The organism is Pseudomonas sp. 2FE (genome assembly GCF_005503735.1).
In the GTDB taxonomy this organism is placed as follows: Bacteria; Pseudomonadota; Gammaproteobacteria; order Pseudomonadales; family Pseudomonadaceae; genus Aquipseudomonas.
The window spans coordinates 123,633-139,055 of the sequence record NZ_SCMO01000012.1; the positions used below are offsets into that span (position 1 = coordinate 123,633).

16 protein-coding genes are annotated in these 15,423 nt (G+C 62.1%); 9 read left to right on the top strand and 7 right to left on the bottom strand.

What is annotated here, in order from left to right:
• The first annotated feature begins 94 nt into the window (after nt 1–94).
• The 6 genes from FFS12_RS16655 (at nt 95) to FFS12_RS16680 (ending at nt 6,402) form a co-directional block, all read left to right on the top strand.
• Nucleotides 95–868: a transporter substrate-binding domain-containing protein gene (locus tag FFS12_RS16655; RefSeq protein ID WP_137888422.1), complete on the top strand. Its 774-nt coding sequence runs from the start codon at nt 95–97 to the stop codon at nt 866–868.
• Between the two features lie 46 nt (nt 869–914).
• Nucleotides 915–1,628 carry an ABC transporter permease gene (locus FFS12_RS16660; protein ID WP_137888424.1) on the top strand — a complete coding sequence of 238 codons (714 nt, stop codon included), beginning with the start codon at nt 915–917 and terminating at the stop codon, nt 1,626–1,628.
• A gap of 10 nt (nt 1,629–1,638) precedes the next feature.
• A complete protein-coding gene (locus FFS12_RS16665) occupies nt 1,639–2,328 on the top strand; it encodes an ABC transporter permease subunit (RefSeq protein ID WP_137888426.1) in 690 nt (229 codons plus the stop codon).
• A 61-nt stretch (nt 2,329–2,389) separates the two neighbouring features.
• The gene (locus FFS12_RS16670; protein WP_137888428.1) at nt 2,390–3,571 is read left to right on the top strand and encodes a pyridoxal phosphate-dependent aminotransferase; all 1,182 of its coding nucleotides are present in this window, start codon (nt 2,390–2,392) and stop codon (nt 3,569–3,571) included.
• Between the two features lie 165 nt (nt 3,572–3,736).
• Nucleotides 3,737–5,482 carry an amidohydrolase gene (locus tag FFS12_RS16675; protein WP_137888430.1) on the top strand — a complete coding sequence of 582 codons (1,746 nt, stop codon included), beginning with the start codon at nt 3,737–3,739 and terminating at the stop codon, nt 5,480–5,482.
• Nucleotides 5,482–6,402, top strand: coding sequence for a GTP-binding protein (locus tag FFS12_RS16680; protein WP_137888432.1), 921 nt, complete (start codon nt 5,482–5,484; stop codon nt 6,400–6,402). The genes FFS12_RS16675 and FFS12_RS16680 overlap by 1 nt, the downstream gene beginning before the upstream one ends.
• A gap of 77 nt (nt 6,403–6,479) precedes the next feature.
• Here FFS12_RS16680 and FFS12_RS16685 read toward each other — a convergent pair whose 3' ends face one another.
• The 7 genes from FFS12_RS16685 to ada form a co-directional block, all read right to left on the bottom strand.
• Nucleotides 6,480–6,746, bottom strand: a complete 267-nt coding sequence (locus FFS12_RS16685) for a DksA/TraR family C4-type zinc finger protein (RefSeq protein ID WP_137888434.1) — start codon at nt 6,744–6,746, stop codon at nt 6,480–6,482.
• 94 nt (nt 6,747–6,840) lie between these two features.
• Nucleotides 6,841–7,704, bottom strand: coding sequence for an oxaloacetate decarboxylase (locus FFS12_RS16690; protein WP_137888436.1), 864 nt, complete (start codon nt 7,702–7,704; stop codon nt 6,841–6,843).
• Nucleotides 7,705–8,342: 638 nt separating this feature from the next.
• On the bottom strand, nt 8,343–8,873 hold the full coding sequence (locus FFS12_RS16695; protein WP_137888438.1) for a hypothetical protein: 531 nt from the start codon (nt 8,871–8,873) through the stop codon (nt 8,343–8,345).
• Between the two features lie 262 nt (nt 8,874–9,135).
• A complete protein-coding gene (locus tag FFS12_RS16700) occupies nt 9,136–10,095 on the bottom strand; it encodes a class I SAM-dependent methyltransferase (RefSeq protein WP_137888440.1) in 960 nt (319 codons plus the stop codon).
• Between the two features lie 340 nt (nt 10,096–10,435).
• Nucleotides 10,436–11,086, bottom strand: a complete 651-nt coding sequence (alkB, locus tag FFS12_RS16705; protein ID WP_137888442.1) for a DNA oxidative demethylase AlkB — start codon at nt 11,084–11,086, stop codon at nt 10,436–10,438.
• Nucleotides 11,087–11,096: 10 nt separating this feature from the next.
• Nucleotides 11,097–11,846: a 2OG-Fe(II) oxygenase gene (locus FFS12_RS16710; protein ID WP_137888444.1), complete on the bottom strand. Its 750-nt coding sequence runs from the start codon at nt 11,844–11,846 to the stop codon at nt 11,097–11,099.
• Complete coding sequence (gene ada / locus FFS12_RS16715) at nt 11,843–12,922, bottom strand: bifunctional DNA-binding transcriptional regulator/O6-methylguanine-DNA methyltransferase Ada (protein WP_137888446.1); 1,080 nt, start codon at nt 12,920–12,922, stop codon at nt 11,843–11,845. Before ada ends, FFS12_RS16710 begins: the two co-directional genes overlap by 4 nt.
• Nucleotides 12,923–13,253: 331 nt before the next feature.
• On the opposite strand from ada, the gene FFS12_RS16720 reads away from it, so the two are divergent.
• The 3 genes from FFS12_RS16720 (at nt 13,254) to FFS12_RS20300 (ending at nt 15,118) form a co-directional block, all read left to right on the top strand.
• Nucleotides 13,254–13,652: a helix-turn-helix transcriptional regulator gene (locus FFS12_RS16720; RefSeq protein ID WP_137888448.1), complete on the top strand. Its 399-nt coding sequence runs from the start codon at nt 13,254–13,256 to the stop codon at nt 13,650–13,652.
• A complete protein-coding gene (locus FFS12_RS16725) occupies nt 13,633–14,130 on the top strand; it encodes an SRPBCC family protein (RefSeq protein WP_218568989.1) in 498 nt (165 codons plus the stop codon). The genes FFS12_RS16720 and FFS12_RS16725 overlap by 20 nt, the downstream gene beginning before the upstream one ends.
• A gap of 157 nt (nt 14,131–14,287) precedes the next feature.
• Complete coding sequence (locus tag FFS12_RS20300; RefSeq protein WP_256657403.1) at nt 14,288–15,118, top strand: DUF1579 domain-containing protein; 831 nt, start codon at nt 14,288–14,290, stop codon at nt 15,116–15,118.
• The last annotated feature ends 305 nt before the right edge of the window (nt 15,119–15,423 follow it).

Below are 15,423 nucleotides of genomic sequence, written 5' to 3' on the forward strand. Positions count from 1 at the left end.
CATAGCTTGTAACGACCTAGTCCCACCGCAGTCACCTGCGGAGTTTGCTGTATGTGTGCTCAACAACAATAAAACTCACATAAAGGTAACCAGCATGAAAAAGATCTTCAGCGCCATCGTTGCCAGCGGTCTCCTCACTCTGGCGGCGAGCCAGGCCAGTGCCAATGAGAAACTCGTCTTCGGCATTACCCTGGAACCCTACCCGCCCTTCTCCATGAAGGCAGGCAATGGCGAGTGGCAAGGCTTTGAACCGGAGCTAGTGCACGCGCTCTGTGAGCAGATGAAGGCCGAATGCACCCTCAAGGAAATCTCCTGGGATGGTCTGATTCCAGCGCTTCAGGCTAATCAGATCAATGCCATTCTCAACTCGGTGAGCATCACCGCTGAACGCCTGCAAGTCATCGATTTTTCCAAACCCTACTACCGGACCCCGGCCACTTGGGTGGGTGATAAAAACCTACCGCTCAAACCGACTCCCGAGGGGCTCAAAGCCAAGCAGATCGGCGTGCAGAGTTCGACCACCAACGCCGCTTACGTGAAGCAGTACTACAGCAAAGACTCAACCTTGCGTTACTACAACACCCAGGACGATATGACGGCAGATCTGCAAAGCGGCCGTATCGACATCATGTTGGTCGACGCGCTGAGCGTTGAACCGCTGCTGAAAACCGCTGGGGGTGAAGCGCTGGCGGAGATGGGCAATGCGCCAAACGATCCGCTGTTCGGCGACGGCGTTGGCGTGGCGATCCGCAAAGGGGATATGGCGCTCAAGAGCAAGATCGACCAAGGCCTGGATGCCCTGCGGGACAACGGCACCTACGACAAGATCCGCAGCCGCTACTTCAGCATGGACATCTCGGTCCACTGAACCAGCCAACCCTGTGCGTGCAGACACCGTCAACAGAGCCTAAGCCATGATGTCATTGCCCGAAATATCGCAGCTTTTTATTACTGATGGCTGGCTAGTCGCGCTGATGCAAGGCGCAGTGATCACCTTGCAGATTTCTGCAGGCGCCTTCTTGCTGGGCCTCGGTATTGGCCTGGTAGTGGCATTGATCAAGCTCAAAGGGTCGCGTTGGATGGTTGGCTTAGCCAACTGCTACACGACCCTTTACCGGGCTGTGCCTGAGTTGCTGTTGATCCTGTTGCTGTATTACGCGGGCACTGACTTGCTCAATGCTGTCCTGGCTGGGTTCGGCCAGTCCAGCATTCAGGTCAATGGCTTTATCGCCGCGGTGCTGGTGCTGGGCATTGTGCAAGGCGCCTATTCGGCGGAGATCATCCGGGGCGCCATTCTGGCGATTCCATTCGGCCAGATTGAGGCGGCTCGGGCCTTTGGCGTTGAGCGGATACTGTTGCTGCGCCGCGTCATATTGCCGAGCATGTTGCCCTATGCGCTGGGTGGGTTATCCAACCTGTGGCTAGTGCTGATCAAGGACAGTGCGCTGATCAGTGTCGTCGGTTACAGCGAGTTGCTTTCAGTGGGCAAGCAGGCCGCCGGTTCGACCAAACATTACCTGGTGTTCTATTTGGCCGTAGCCGCGTGCTATTTCGTGATGACCCTGCTTTCCAATCTGGTCTTCCAGCTGATTGAACGGCATTCCAATCGCTGGATGCCCAAGCACTGAGGGTGGCGTAATGGATTTCTCCTGGATTACTGTGTTTGCTGCTGAGCTGGTGCGTGGCGTGGGCATAACCCTGGCGCTGTTGCTGCTTTCCGGCCTGTTCGGTTTCATTCTGGCCATCATCGTGGCCCTGGGCCGCGTGTCGTCAAACTGCCTGATCGCCAACAGCATGCGGGCTTACTCCAGCCTGTTTCGTGGCACCCCTCTGCTGGTGCAGATTTATATTCTCTATTACGGGGTTGGCAGCTTGTTTGCCAGCTATCCGCTGATTCGTGGCAGTGCCCTGTGGCCCTACCTGCGCGAGGGCTTCTGGTATGTGACCCTGGCGCTGATCCTCAGTGTCGGCGCCTATGTGGGGGAAGTGCTGCGCAGCGGTTTGCGCGCGGTACCGCGGGGTGAACTCGAGGCCGGCAGAGCCTATGGCATGGGCCGCTGGTTATTGCTGCGGCGGGTCTGGCTGCCACGCGCCCTGCAAATTCTGAAACCGACGCTGGCGGGCGAAAGCATCATGCTGCTGAAGTCGACGGCGCTGGCCTCGACCGTGGCGGTGACCGATCTGCTCGGCGCCGCCAACCTGGTGCGCGCCCAATCCTTACGGGTCTATGAGCCGCTACTGGCCGTCGCGCTGATTTACATCACCCTGGCGTTTTTACTCGAGTACGGCTTTTCGCGCTTCGCCAAGGTGCCCCAGCGTCTCGCCTGAACCCGCGGTTTAGCCCATTAAGACCAGACACTGGCGAATGCTCGTCGGTGAGGAGAAGAACATGCGTTATTCACCTTTTGTACAGCGCATCAGCGGCGAAGCGGTAAGCGCCTGGGACATCCATTACGCGGCCATTGAGGCGCGCGGCCGCGGCGAAGACGTGATAGTGCTGAGTGTCGGCGATCCCGACTTCGCCACCGACAGCGCCATCTGTGAAACCGCAGTGGAAGCCTTGCGCCACGGCGACACCCATTACACCCACGTGCTGGGCCGGCCACTGCTGCGCGAGGCGATCGCCGCCAAGCAGAGCGCTCTGCTCGGCTTGCCAGTCCGCGCCGAGAACGTGGCGCTGGTGGCAGGCGCACAGAATGGCTTGTTCGCCACCTCTCTGTGTCTGTTCGACCAGGGCGACGAGGTGCTGGTGCCTGAGCCGATGTACCTGACCTACGAGGCCTGCATTCATGCCTCAGGCGCGCGGATCGCCACCATTGAGCAGCCGGCGGCGAACGGCTTTCGCCTGACCAACGCGGCATTAGAAGCCGCGCTGACGGAAAACACCCGCGGCATCGCCCTGGCGACGCCTTGCAACCCCACCGGCAACGTCTACACCCGCGAGGAACTGGAGGCGGTGGCGGATGTCGCGCGGCGCCACGACCTCTGGGTGATTTCCGATGAGGTCTATGGGCAGATCACCTTCGAACAGCCGCACTTGAGCATCGCCTCATTGGACGGCATGGCAGAGCGCACCGTGGTGCTCAATAGTCTGTCGAAATCCCACGCCATGACCGGCTGGCGCGTCGGCTGGGTCGTCGCGCCGCCCACCCTGATCGAGCATTTGGACAACCTCTTGCTGTGCATGCTCTACGGGCTGCCGGGCTTTATTCAGGAAGCGGCGCTGAAAGCCCTGGAACTGGATGAGCCGGTAGTAGCGCAGGCGCGTGAGCTGTACCGGCGCCGCCGTGACCTGGTGGTCGCCGCACTGAGCCAGGTGCGCGAGTTGGATTGCCGCACGCCGGAAGCCGGCATGTTTATGCTGGTGGACGTGCGCCGCACCGGCCTGTCGGGCCTCGACTTCGCCTGGCAGTTGTTCCGCCAGACCGGCGTCTCGGTGCTCGATGCGCAGGCCTTCGGCGCCAGCGCCCAGGGCTTCGTGCGGCTGTCCTTCACGGTTGCCGATGAGGTGTTGAAAGACGCCTGCCAACGCATCGCCGGATTCGTCGAGTCGCTGCGCGCCGGCGACTAAAGGCTCCACATTGAAAATGCTCCTGTCGGGTGAGCGGTAGCGCTGCGCCTGGCGTTTGCCAGCAAGAATCGCCGGGCACACGCCAGCCAACCATCTGTAGCGGCGGCCCAGACCAATCAAGCAGCCCCCGCGCTGAAGATTGCACAAGAACAAGGGGGTTATAACGTGACCGATTCAGACAACTTCCATTCCACCCATTCTGCTGTCGAGCAAGATGCCGACCTGGTCCTGCGCAACGGCCGTTTTTACACGCTTGACCCTGCGCAGCCATGGGCTGAGGCGGTGGCCATCCGCGAGGGGCGCTTCGTCGCGGTCGGTAGTCTGCAGTCGCTGCAGTCGCTGATCGGCCCGAAAACCTTGCAGCATGATCTAGCCGGCGCGTTTTGCATGCCCGGGCTACACGACATGCACACCCACCCCGACCTGGCGCTGGCCCCGCGTTACAGCGATGACCTGGATGTCGGGATCGAAGATCCGACCCCGCAGCAGCTGATCGAGGCGATCCATGCCTATGCCGACAGCCACCCCGGCGATGGCTGGATCTACGGCCAATATTGGGTGCGCTACACCTTCCGCGAAGCCGGCTTGACCCCAGGTCGCGAGTGGCTCGACAGCGTGATGCCGGACCGTCCGGTGGCGCTGCTCGACCGCATGTGGGGCACCATGATGGTCAACTCCAAGGCCCTGGAACTGGCGGGCATCGACCGCAACACCGCCGACCCGCGCAACGGCTACCTGGAGCGCGACGAGCTGAGCGGCGAGCCCAATGGCCTGTTGATCGATGGCGCCTATGCGCTGATCCATGCGGCCATGCCGCCGACGCCGGTGAGCGTGCTGCGCCGCGCTTACCGCGATGGCGTGCACTTCCAGAGCGCGCGCGGGGTGACCGCGACCAAGTATGTGCATGTCTGCGAGCGGCGCCTGGAGGCCTTGAAGGAACTCGACGATTGCGGCGAACTGACGCTGCGCGTGGAGGCGGCCATCAGTTGGCAGGACGATATTTTCCCGGTGCGCCGGCGTTGGCAGTTGCTCGGCGGTGAGCGCCACTACTATCGCAGTGCCCGGCTGAATGCCAACGCGGTGAAGTTCCACTTCGACGGCACGGTGGAGCCGCGCTCGTCCTACCTGCTCACGCCCTGGCCAGAGGAGTCGAGCTGGCGCGGCAAGCTCAACCTGACCCCGGAGCACCTCACCGACATGCTGGTGGACATGGACAGTCGAGGCCTGCGGGTGATCGCCCACTGCACCGGTGACGGGGCCTCGGATGTCTTCCTCGATGCGGTCGCCGAGGCGCGGCGGCGCAATGGTTACAGCGGCATTCGCCACCAGTGCGCGCACAGCACCCTGCTGCATCCGGGGAATCTCAAGCGCTTTCGCGAGCTGGAGGTGATTGCCGAGTTTTCCCCCGCTGCCTGGTATCCGACACCCTTCGCCAGTGGTGCACGTTCTGGCTATGGCCAGGAACGCCTGAAGCGCATTTACGACTTCAAGGGCGTGCTGGCGGCTGGCGGCATCGCGGTGATGGGCACCGACTGGCCGGTGGCCTCGATCGACCCCTGGCTGGCGCTGGAAACCCTGGTCACCCGGCAGAATCCGTGGAATCAGGAGCCCAATTGCTTCGGCGAGCCGATCACGCTGGAGCAGGCGTTGCAGGTGGCCACCCTCAACGGCGCTTACGCCATGGGTCTGGAACAGCTGACCGGCAGCCTGGAAGTGGGCAAGTCGGCGGATCTGATCGTGCTCGACCGCGACCTGTTTGCCCAGGCGCCGCGCAACTATATCCACCGCACCCAGGTGCAACTGACCTTCGTCGAAGGCCGACCGGTGTACGACCGCCAGGGTGAGTTTGCCGATACCGCGCTGCAAGCGGTATGGCAGGGCGAGCCGCCGGTGCTGGAGGGCAAAGCCTGATGGCCAGCATCGCGGTCACAGTGGTCGCCGGGTTTCTCGGCGCCGGCAAGACTACGCTGCTCAACCGCCTGGTGCGGCGCGTCGAGGCTGGACGGCTGGCGGTGATAGTCAATGACTTCGGCGAACTGAACATCGATGCGGCGATTATTGCCGAGGTCACCGATGCGGTTTATAACCTGCAGAACGGTTGCATCTGCTGCACGGTGCAGGAGGATCTGCTGGCCCAGCTGGTCAGCCTGACTCAGCTCACGCCGCGCCTGGAACGCATCGTCATCGAATGCAGCGGCGTGTCCGATCCGCAACGCATCGTACAGACCCTCGGCTATCCACAATTGCGCGCGCAGCTGCATCTGGATGCGGTGATCACCCTGGTAGATGCCACCTGCTACAGCGCCCTCAAAGGTGAGTTCGCCCGGCTGTCCCGCGCCCAGGTCGCCTGCGCCGATCTGCTGCTGTTGAACAAGTCGGACCTGGTTAGCCCGAGCGAGCTGGAAAGCGTGCGTAACAGCCTGGGCGGGCGGGCGCGGGTCATCAGCACCGTTCAGGCCGAGTTGCCAGACGCCTTGTTGCTAGCGGATAGAGCCGAGCCCGCCAGCCTGAAAATGCTGCCGGTCAGCGCCAGTCACGACCAGTTGTTCGAGAGCTGGGTCTGGCAAAGCCAGCAACGACTCGAACCGACGGCCTTTCGTGCCTGGTTGACCCGCTTGCCGGCGGACGTATTTCGCCTGAAAGGCCTGGTTCTCCTGCAAGGCACTGGCCATCCTTACTGGGTGCATCACGTGGGCGCGCGCAGCCAGTTCAGTCCGGCAGCGAGCAAGAACGATGGTCCAGCCGCACAGCTAGTGTTTATCGCCAAGCACGGGTGCAACCTGCGGGAGACTCTGGAGGAAACCCTGGCGGTCTGCCTGACAGCGGCTTGAAACAAGGGGCGATTCAGGTCTCACATTAAGGCACGGCAAAAGCTGCTCCCTTTCGTCTCAGCGAATTCCAGGACGACTCAGCGCAACTGACTATCCTTGCTCCCCCGCCGGTTGTAGCCGCTGGCTGCCTTCTGCTGTTTATCCAGCTCAGACTGGCAGGCGACGCACAAGCGCACGCCCTTGACCGCTTCGCGGCGGGCCTGGGGGATTGCCGCGGCGCACGCTTCGCAATGGCTCAGGCTTTCACCCGTCGGCAACTGGCTGCGGGCGCGCTGGATGGCGTCCTCGATGCTGCTGTCGATCTGTTCTTGCACCGCGCCGTCACTTGCCCAGCCACCGGCCATGACAACCTCCCACTAGGTATCTGTCTGTTTGACAGATATGAGCACCTGCGTGGTGTTTTGCAAGCGCAGGTCGTCGGCCAAACAGCCTCTGCCCCTACTCCTTCACATCCATAAACTCCTCGGCCCAGACGAAGTACTCCTCGGGCAAGGTGTATTTATGCGCCAGTTCGGAGGCGCTGAGGTCGCTGGCGGTGATTCCGCGCTGCTCACGCAGGCAGTCGTAGGTGGCCTTGATCGCGGCGAAGTAGGCGGCGTGGCCGTTGACCACGATGCGCACGCCGAGCCGGGCCAGGCGGGCATTGTCGCGCAGCTTCGGGTTGCCGTAGGTGACCAGCATCAGCGGGATGCTCAGGTGCTCGGCGATCTTTTCCAGGTGCTCGAAATCGGCGATGCCGACCATGCAGATGCCGTCGGCGCCGGCGGCCTGGTAGGCGACGGTACGGCGGATCACTTCGTCGACGTCGAGCACGCCGGCGTGGGTGCGGGCGATGATGGCGAGGTCAGGGTCGACCCGCGCCTCCAGCGCCGCGCGGATCTTGCCGACGCCCTCTTCCACGCTGATCAAGTCGGTGGACTTGCGGCCGAACTGGGCCGGCAGCAGGGTGTCTTCGAGGGTCAGCGCGGCGATGCCGGCGCGTTCCAGTTCGACCACGGTGCGCATCACGTTGAGCGCGTTGCCGTAGCCGTGATCGGCATCGGCGATCACCGGCAGGCGCGCGACGCGGCCGATACGGGTGGCCTGTTCGACGAACTCGCTGAGGCTGATCAAGGCAAAGTCCGGTGCAGCCAGCACCTGCAGGGAGGCCACCGAGCCGCCGAGAATGCCAACCTCGAAACCGAGGTCGGCGGCGATACGTGCAGACATGGGATCGAACACCGAGGCGGTGTGGTAACAGGCGTCCGAGTTGAACAAGGCGCGAAAAGCGCCGCGCAGCTCATGGTGAGAAGCTCTTTGCATAGGTGGTTCCAACTGCAGGATGGACTCTGATAAGTCGTCGTGTTGCCTTAGCAAGACACATACCGGGCGCCGGAAACGCGGCAGAACCGCTCGCGCGCCCCATGCTCTCGGCCCTGGCCAGGGCCGCACCGCCACCCAGGTGGCGGATTCACGCCCTCCCGGCGGATGGAGGGGCGGTAAACCGCCACTACCTACCGCGCCCCCTCGCCTGGCGCAAGGTCCAGCTACAACCACGCCCTGCTGAGCAGGGTAATGGGCCAGACCGGGAATGCCCTGGCGCTGGAGGTCGACGTTCATCCGCCTGGCTCTTCGCTCCGGGCTCTCGTAGTGTGCCACCATCAAGTACAGCACACTGAGGTCGCAACTGGCCGCCGAACCGAAAATCCCCCAGCAGCTGCGTTTCAGCATGATCGGCGGCCCGGTCGGTTCCGGCAAGACTGCCCTGGCCCTGGAGCTATGCCGGCGGCCACTGCCAGCCTACATGCCGCGGGCTACTCTAGGGTGCGCATGCTGCCGCGCCGCGGGTACGGATTGCCCGGCCGCCGGGGTCTGGCTGCTGGCCGGCTGATACAGACGTAGGCGGGCGTAGAGCGCAGCGAAACCCAGCCCCCCCTCTCGAGCAGATCGTAAACAGCGTCTCAGACGTGAACGGCCACCCGCAGGGCTTCGTAGGACGCGGCGGCGGCGATCCCCACCGCGGCGCACAGTTCCAGCACCCGCGGCAGGTCACAGCTGTACACCAGCACGGCCTGCAACTCGTCATCCAGCGGCTGGCTGAAATTCATCAGCACATAACCGCCCTTTTCCGGATTCATGCTGCTCAGTTGCACCTGGATGCGGTTCAGCGCCGTCAGCGCCTCGGCTTTGGCCAGCTGTTTGGGCTTGATGTTGAACGGCACATCCTTGCCGAACGAGTCGACGATCTGCTGAAACAGCTCGGCGTAGTTGTCCGCCTGGAACAGCACCGTCTCCGGCAAGCTGCCCACCACCACCCACTCGCCCAGCGGGATGGTGAAAGTGTCGTCGTAGTTGATGTCCGGATTGGCCGCGAGGAAGGCCTGCGGGTCGGCATAGGCCTGCGCCGCCTCATCCGCGACCCGCTCGATCTCCTCCTCGCCCATGCAGCCCGAACTTATTTTGCCGATCAGTTCAACGAGCTGGTTTTTCATACGGGGAGTCCTGCGCAAGAGTGGTTTGGCTTGAGGCTGCACAGGATATCTCGAAATCAATCGCAGGGTTCTGGCCGGGCACTTGCGCAGGGCTGCAATGAGCATTTTATTCGCTGCGCTCGCACCGATGCCGGCCGCGCTAAAGCGCGTTCAACGCTTCTCAAGAACCTCGATCTACGCGTTCAAAACGTTTGCCTGACCTCCTCAGGGCGTGAAGCGGACGGTCGAGCGCATAGATACATCTGCTCCCTTCCTGGCGGGGCTACGCGTTTACGGAGATGTGGCGTTTCTGTGTAAACACTAACGCTTTCAACCCGCCGTCGGGGTCGATGTCGGCGAACTCTGGCGGGTTTTCTAGCCGCTGCTCAAAACGCAGGCTCGGCGCCTCGTTGGCTACGCCTTCAATCAAAAAGTCAGGGCCTGTGGCAGGGTCGTTTGTGCACGCCAGTACCTCACCTTGCGCAGTGAGCAAATCCGGCAGACGGCGCATGACTTTTTGATAATCCTGACTCAGTACAAAGCTACCTTTCTGGAAAGAGGGGGGATCGATAATGATCAGATCATAGGGGCCGTATTTTTTTACTTTCCCCCAAGATTTAAACAACTCATGTCCTAAAAAGCTCACTCGACTTAGATCATGCTGATTCAGCCGGTGATTGTCCCGCCCTCGGCTTAAGGCCGCTTTGGACATGTCCAGATTCACCACATGCTCTGCGCCACCGGCAATGGCAGCAACGGAGAAACCGCAGGTGTAAGCAAATAGATTCAGCACACGCTTACCCTTAGCCCGGGCGTGAACCCAACGGCGGCCATAGCGCATATCTAAAAACAAACCCGTATTTTGTTTTTTGCCCAAATCCAATTTAAAGCGCAGGCCGTCCTCAGTGATAAGCCACTCATCCACTGGATCCCCCAGCAGCCATTCCATTGTGCTGTTCTGGAGGTAACGGTGCTGCAGCAAGAGTGTATGCGCTTGGGTTTGCAGCCACTCAGGTGATTGGGGCAATGCCATCAGCATTTGCGTTAACGCGACCAGGTCAGGTTCATTTGGCTCCCTGAATAGCGAGACCAACAGCACACCTTGTAACCAGTCAACGGTGATGTCCTCAAGCCCCAGCCAGCGTCGTCCCCTACCGTGAAATAGGCGACGAGTGTCGCTAGGTGCAGCGCTTAACTCGGAGATTAAATGGTGCTGCAGGGTAGCGATGGCGTCTGAATTCATAGCTAATTATCAGTTATCCGTTACGCCACATTTTAAACGCAATAGCGGGCCTGCTGGTTGGCAATCCTCGCGATGCCCCCTGAAGTTTGTCAGGCTACCCTACGCGCTGGTTTAACAGAGGGTTGCAGCACTCGTTCGAGCCGCTTGCTTTCAATGTCCGCAGCCGCCTCGAAATCGCAGACGTATGCCAGACCTCGGCCGCTGCGAACAGCAAGGCGGACGGATCGCTCAGTTTCCGGGCGGACCACTACCCAATCACAACCTCGCCAGGCTCAACTGACGACATCGCACAACAGGCAGGAGAAATCCCCAGCGCATCTTTCGAGACCTCGGCTGCGCTTCACCCGGCCTTGCGCAACGTAAGGTTCAGCCGCTGGGCACCCACCAACGAATGGAAACCCTCTTTGAGCGGCAATACCCCGTGATAGCTCAGCCTTGCCGGCCCGCCCCACACCACCACATCGCCATGCATAAGCCCAATACGCCGGGGCGGCAGCGAGCGGCGGGAGCCGCCGAACAGAAAGACCGCGGGCAGGCCGAGTGACACCGAGACAATCGGCTCGCCGAAGTCGCGCTCGTTCTTGTCCTGATGCAGCGACAGCCTTGAGCCCGGCTCGTAGCGGTTGATCAGACAGGCATCCGGCACGAACCGGCTAAACCCTGCCCGCTCTGCCGCCTGCGCGGCCAGGCGTAGAAACACCTCCGGCAGCGCCGGCCAGGGCTGGCCGCTGAGCGGGTCAATGGGGCCGTAGCGATAGCCAGATTCATCGGTGATCCAACCGAGGGCGCCGCAGTTGCTCATGCCGACCGACATGCGAAAACCGCCAGGCGTGACCATGTGACGGAACGGCGCCTGCGCGATCACCTCGGCCAGGGCACCGAGCAGCTCGCGTTCATCCGTGACGGCAAAACCGCGCAAAAGCATAGCCCCAGGGGCCAACTGCTCCTGCGCCTCGAGAGTACTCGCGCCGTCGAACAAATCCATCGTCATTGGCTGGCGCTCAAAGGGCGTCGTGGAAAATCACGCCAAGGGTATGCCGCTGCCCCGAACGCAAACGGCTGACGCCATGGCGCAGGTTCACCCGGTAGCTGCCACGCGTACCCTGCAGCGGGCGCTGGTGCACGGCGAAGATCACCGCATCGCCCTGTTTCAGCGGCACCACTTCCGGGCGCGATTGCATACGCGGGCGCTGCTCGGTCAAGACAAACTCGCCGCCGCTAAAGTCGCGACCGGGCTCCGAAAGCAGAATCGCCACTTGCAGCGGGAAGACGTGCTCGCCGTAGATATCCTGATGCAGGCAGTTATAGTCGTCGACGCCGTATTGCAGGAGCAGCGGAGTCGGCCGCAACTGGCCCGCGGCATGGCAGCGGGCGATAAACTCGGCATATTGCGCGGGGTAGGTGTCGTCGATACCCATCGCCTGATTCCAGCGGTTGGCAATGGGCGCCAGATGGGGATAGAGCGAGGTGCGCAGCGCGGCGATCAGGTCCGGCAACGGATAGCTGAAATACTGGTACTCACCGCGCCCGAAGCCATGCCGCGCCATCACCACCCGGCGGCGGAAGCGATGCTCCTGCGGGTAAAGCCCCGCCAGCGCGGCGCACTCGTCCGGGCTCAGCAGGCGCTCGAGCAGGGCATGGCCTTGCGCATCCAGATCCTCGCAGATGCGCGGCCAATCCAGGGCCTCAATGCGCTCGACCAGGGAAGCTGCGCAGCCCTGAGCCGCCGTCGTGTTGGCGGGCGCGTTCATGCCTGCGCCTCCAGATCGAGCAAGGCCCGCTTGCGTTCGACACCCCAACGGTAGCCCGACAAGCCGCCGTCGTTACGCACGACCCGATGGCAAGGAATCGCCACGGCCAGGGCATTGGCCGCGCAGGCTCCCGCCACTGCGCGCACGGCACTTGGCGAGCCGATGCGCTGGGCGATGTCGCTATAGCTCGCCGTCGAGCCTGGCGGAATGTCCCGCAAGGCCTGCCAAACCCGCTGCTGGAATGCCGTGCCGCGGACATCCAGCGGCAGATCCAGACCGATTGCCGGTGCCTCGACGAACCCGACGACCTTGGCCACCACCTGTTCGAAATCGCGGTCGCCCCCCATCAGCGTGGCGTGGGGGAAGCGATCCTGCAGATCACGGGCCAGCAGATCGGGATCATCGCCCAGCAAAATCGCACAGACTCCGCGTTCGCTCTGCGCCACCAGAATCGAACCCAGCGAGCACTCGCCTACGGCGAAGCGTATTTGCGTGTTTGCGCCGCCGGCCCGGTATGTCGACGGGGTCATGCCCAGCAGCTGATTCGAGGCTTCGTAGAAGCGCCCGTTGGAGTTGAAGCCGGCGTCATAGATCGCCGCCGTCACCGATTCGCTGCGGCCGAGTCCGTCACGTACGCGTTGCGCCCGCTGAGCGTCGGCATAGCCTTTTGGCGTCAACCCGGTGCCGGCCTTGAACACACGGTGGAAGTGATAGGTGCTCATCCCCACCTGCCTGGCCAACGCCTCCAGGCTGGGTATCTGTTCGGCGCTGTCGATCAGCCGGCAGGCTTGCGTGACTTTTGCCGCGTGCTGCTCCGCCAGTGATGGCTGATCGGGCTTGCAGCGCAGGCAGGGCCGGAAGCCGGCCTTTTCCGCGTCTGCGCGGGTCGCATGAAATTGCACGTTTTCGGGGTTCGCCGGGCGCGCCGCACAGGAAGGCCTGCAATACACCCCCGTGCTTCTTACCGAGTAGAAGAATTGCCCGTCTGCTTCGGGGTCGCGAGCGAGCACCACGGTCCAGCGCGGGTCATTGACCGTTGCGGCGGCGAGCTGGGCTTTCTTGATTGAAGTGTTCATAGGGGTTCCTTCAAAGATCCACATTGCCCCTTCAAGGTATCGACGCCATCCCCGCCTGACACTCCGGGCCTTGCTTTCAAATCCGGCCAGACCGCTAGCCCTTCAAGAGCCAGAGTTGCGAAAGCACGATTTGGAGCCCTCATGTTAATGAGCGACTGCAGCCTGCAACTCGGAAGGCACTGGTGAATTTTACCTCAGTGCCCGCCACGACCTTGGCGAAACCGATTTGGCTCACACCACCCAATCAGACTGCACCCTTGAGCGCATTTGACAAGCAACGGCGGCCGTCTAAATTCACCTAAAGGTTAATTAACCAATCGGTGTCTTACAAATGTCCTCCGATCAACTCAGCTCCACCTTCGCGGCACTCGCCGACCCCACTCGCCGCGCCATCCTGGCACGCCTAGCCGCGGGCGAGACAACGGTCACCGAACTCGCCGAGCCCTTCGAGATGACCCTCCCCGCCGTGACCAAACACCTCAAGGTGCTGGAGCGCGCCGGCCTGATCTCGCGCAGCCGCGAGGCGCAGTGGCGGCCCTGCCGGCTAGAGGCCAAGCCGTTGGAGGGCGTGGCCGACTGGGTGGGGCAGTACCGCCAGTTCTGGGAAGCACGCCTCGACCGCCTGGAGGACTATCTGCGCGAACTGCAGGCACAGGCCACCACGGGGGAAACACCAGAGAAACCCACGCACAACCGCAGGGAGAACAACGATGAGCGCAAAAAAACCTAGTTTGTCAGCCATGCGCGAACGCTCCACCCATCACGCCACCTTCGTCATTGAGCGCAACTACGACGCCTCGCCTGCGCGGGTGTTCGCCGCCTGGGCAGAACCTACGGCCAAGGCTCGCTGGTTCGTCGGGCCCGCCGAGTGGGAGGCCTCCGATCACGAACTAGACTTCCGGGTCGGCGGGCGAGAAAGCGTCAGCGGCTGCCCACCGGGCGGCCCGGTCCATGAGTACAACGCCTGCTATCAGGACATAGTGCCGGACCAGCGCATCGTCTACAGCTATGACATGCACCTGAACGAGACACGGACATCGGTCTCGCTGGCGACGGTGGAGTTCACACCTGAGGGCAGTGGCACGCGGCTGATCTACACCGAGCAGGATGTCTTTCTGGACGGCATCGATAACGCCGCCGCTCGCGAGCGCGGTACCCGCGATCTGCTGGACAACCTGGAAGCGGAGCTCAAGCGCACCAGCGCCTGAACCAAGTAATCATCTGAACAAAGAGGGAGATCATCATAGAGGCCAACCAGATCGTCTCACGCGAAGCTTGGCTGGCCGCCCGTAAGGCGCTCCTGCTCAAGGAAAACAACTCATCCATGCGCGCGATGCACTGAACGCTGAACTGCGCCGGCTGTCGGTGGTGCGGATCGACAAGGCCTACAGCTTCGAGGGCACGGACGGCCAGGCGAGCCTGCTCGATCTGTTCGACGGACGCCGTCAGCTCATCGTCTACCACTTCATGTTCGATGCAGACTCTCCGCCTCCCGGGCAGTCCGGCGCCCCTTGGGACGAGACCACAGGCAGTGTCGAGTGGAACTACCAGAGCAGCGCGGCGCTGCAACAGGCGGGCAAGATCCCGTCCACTAGAGGTGAACTACAACAAGAGCGACGAGGCGCCAAGGGAAACGGACGCCTGCTGTCATTCGTGGGAACGCGAGTGATCCGTCAAACACCACCGCGAAAATCGAACGGAGATGAGGCGATGAAAACCGAAGCACAGCGGGAGCACCAGTGGCTACAGAAGCTCGTCGGCGAGTGGACGTGCGAAGCCGAATGCAGCATGGAACCGGGCCAGCCGCCAGCGAAGTGGATGGGTTCCGAGAGTGTGCGGTCGCTGGGCGGGCTCTGGATTTTGGGCCAGGGACAAAGCGATATTCCCGGTGGCGAAGGCCCCGCGACGAGCATGTTGACGCTCGGCTATGACCCGCAGAAGCAGCGCTATGTGGGCACCTGGATCGGTTCCATGATGTCCTACCTCTGGGTCTACGACGGCGAGTTGGATACCGCTGGCAGGGTGCTGAGGCTCAACACCGAAGGTCCCAATATGGCCGCCGAGGGGACGATGGCGAAGTACCAGGACGTGATCGAGTTCAAGAGTGACGATCACCGGGTATTGACCTCACACATGCTGGGCGATGACGGGACGTGGCACCAGTTCGCAACGGTGAATTATCAGCGCAAGCAATAGCGCAGGCAGGGCATAGGGTGGGCAAAGCGCAGCGGATGGTCATGCTGGCTCCGATCAAGCAGGCAGTTTCCTGCCTGTGGCCGCTTACACAAAACTTCAGACACCCTCAATCAACCCTTCCCGCCCTCATCGCAGCTATAGCGTCGACTTCAACAAGGGTACCCTGCCGCCCAGTCCTCGAGTGCCTTTCCAGCGCGCAAAGACAAACCCCCCACTCGCTTGCGCGAGTGAGGGGTTTGGAATTTAAGCTTGACGATGACCTACTCTCACATGGGGAGACCCCACACTACCATCGGCGATGCGTC

What these genes read in the sequence shown, in the direction of transcription:
- FFS12_RS16655 (WP_137888422.1), top strand. Translation starts at nt 95, where the DNA reads ATGAAAAAGATCTTCAGCGCCATCGTTGCCAGCGGTCTCCTCACTCTG.
- FFS12_RS16660 (WP_137888424.1), top strand. Translation starts at nt 915, where the DNA reads ATGATGTCATTGCCCGAAATATCGCAGCTTTTTATTACTGATGGCTGG.
- FFS12_RS16665 (WP_137888426.1), top strand. Translation starts at nt 1,639, where the DNA reads ATGGATTTCTCCTGGATTACTGTGTTTGCTGCTGAGCTGGTGCGTGGC.
- FFS12_RS16670 (WP_137888428.1), top strand. Translation starts at nt 2,390, where the DNA reads ATGCGTTATTCACCTTTTGTACAGCGCATCAGCGGCGAAGCGGTAAGC.
- FFS12_RS16680 (WP_137888432.1), top strand. Translation starts at nt 5,482, where the DNA reads ATGGCCAGCATCGCGGTCACAGTGGTCGCCGGGTTTCTCGGCGCCGGC.
- FFS12_RS16685 (WP_137888434.1), bottom strand. Translation starts at nt 6,746, where the DNA reads ATGGCCGGTGGCTGGGCAAGTGACGGCGCGGTGCAAGAACAGATCGAC.
- FFS12_RS16690 (WP_137888436.1), bottom strand. Translation starts at nt 7,704, where the DNA reads ATGCAAAGAGCTTCTCACCATGAGCTGCGCGGCGCTTTTCGCGCCTTG.
- FFS12_RS16695 (WP_137888438.1), bottom strand. Translation starts at nt 8,873, where the DNA reads ATGAAAAACCAGCTCGTTGAACTGATCGGCAAAATAAGTTCGGGCTGC.
- FFS12_RS16700 (WP_137888440.1), bottom strand. Translation starts at nt 10,095, where the DNA reads ATGAATTCAGACGCCATCGCTACCCTGCAGCACCATTTAATCTCCGAG.
- alkB (WP_137888442.1), bottom strand. Translation starts at nt 11,086, where the DNA reads ATGACGATGGATTTGTTCGACGGCGCGAGTACTCTCGAGGCGCAGGAG.
- FFS12_RS16710 (WP_137888444.1), bottom strand. Translation starts at nt 11,846, where the DNA reads ATGAACGCGCCCGCCAACACGACGGCGGCTCAGGGCTGCGCAGCTTCC.
- ada (WP_137888446.1), bottom strand. Translation starts at nt 12,922, where the DNA reads ATGAACACTTCAATCAAGAAAGCCCAGCTCGCCGCCGCAACGGTCAAT.
- FFS12_RS16720 (WP_137888448.1), top strand. Translation starts at nt 13,254, where the DNA reads ATGTCCTCCGATCAACTCAGCTCCACCTTCGCGGCACTCGCCGACCCC.
- FFS12_RS16725 (WP_218568989.1), top strand. Translation starts at nt 13,633, where the DNA reads ATGAGCGCAAAAAAACCTAGTTTGTCAGCCATGCGCGAACGCTCCACC.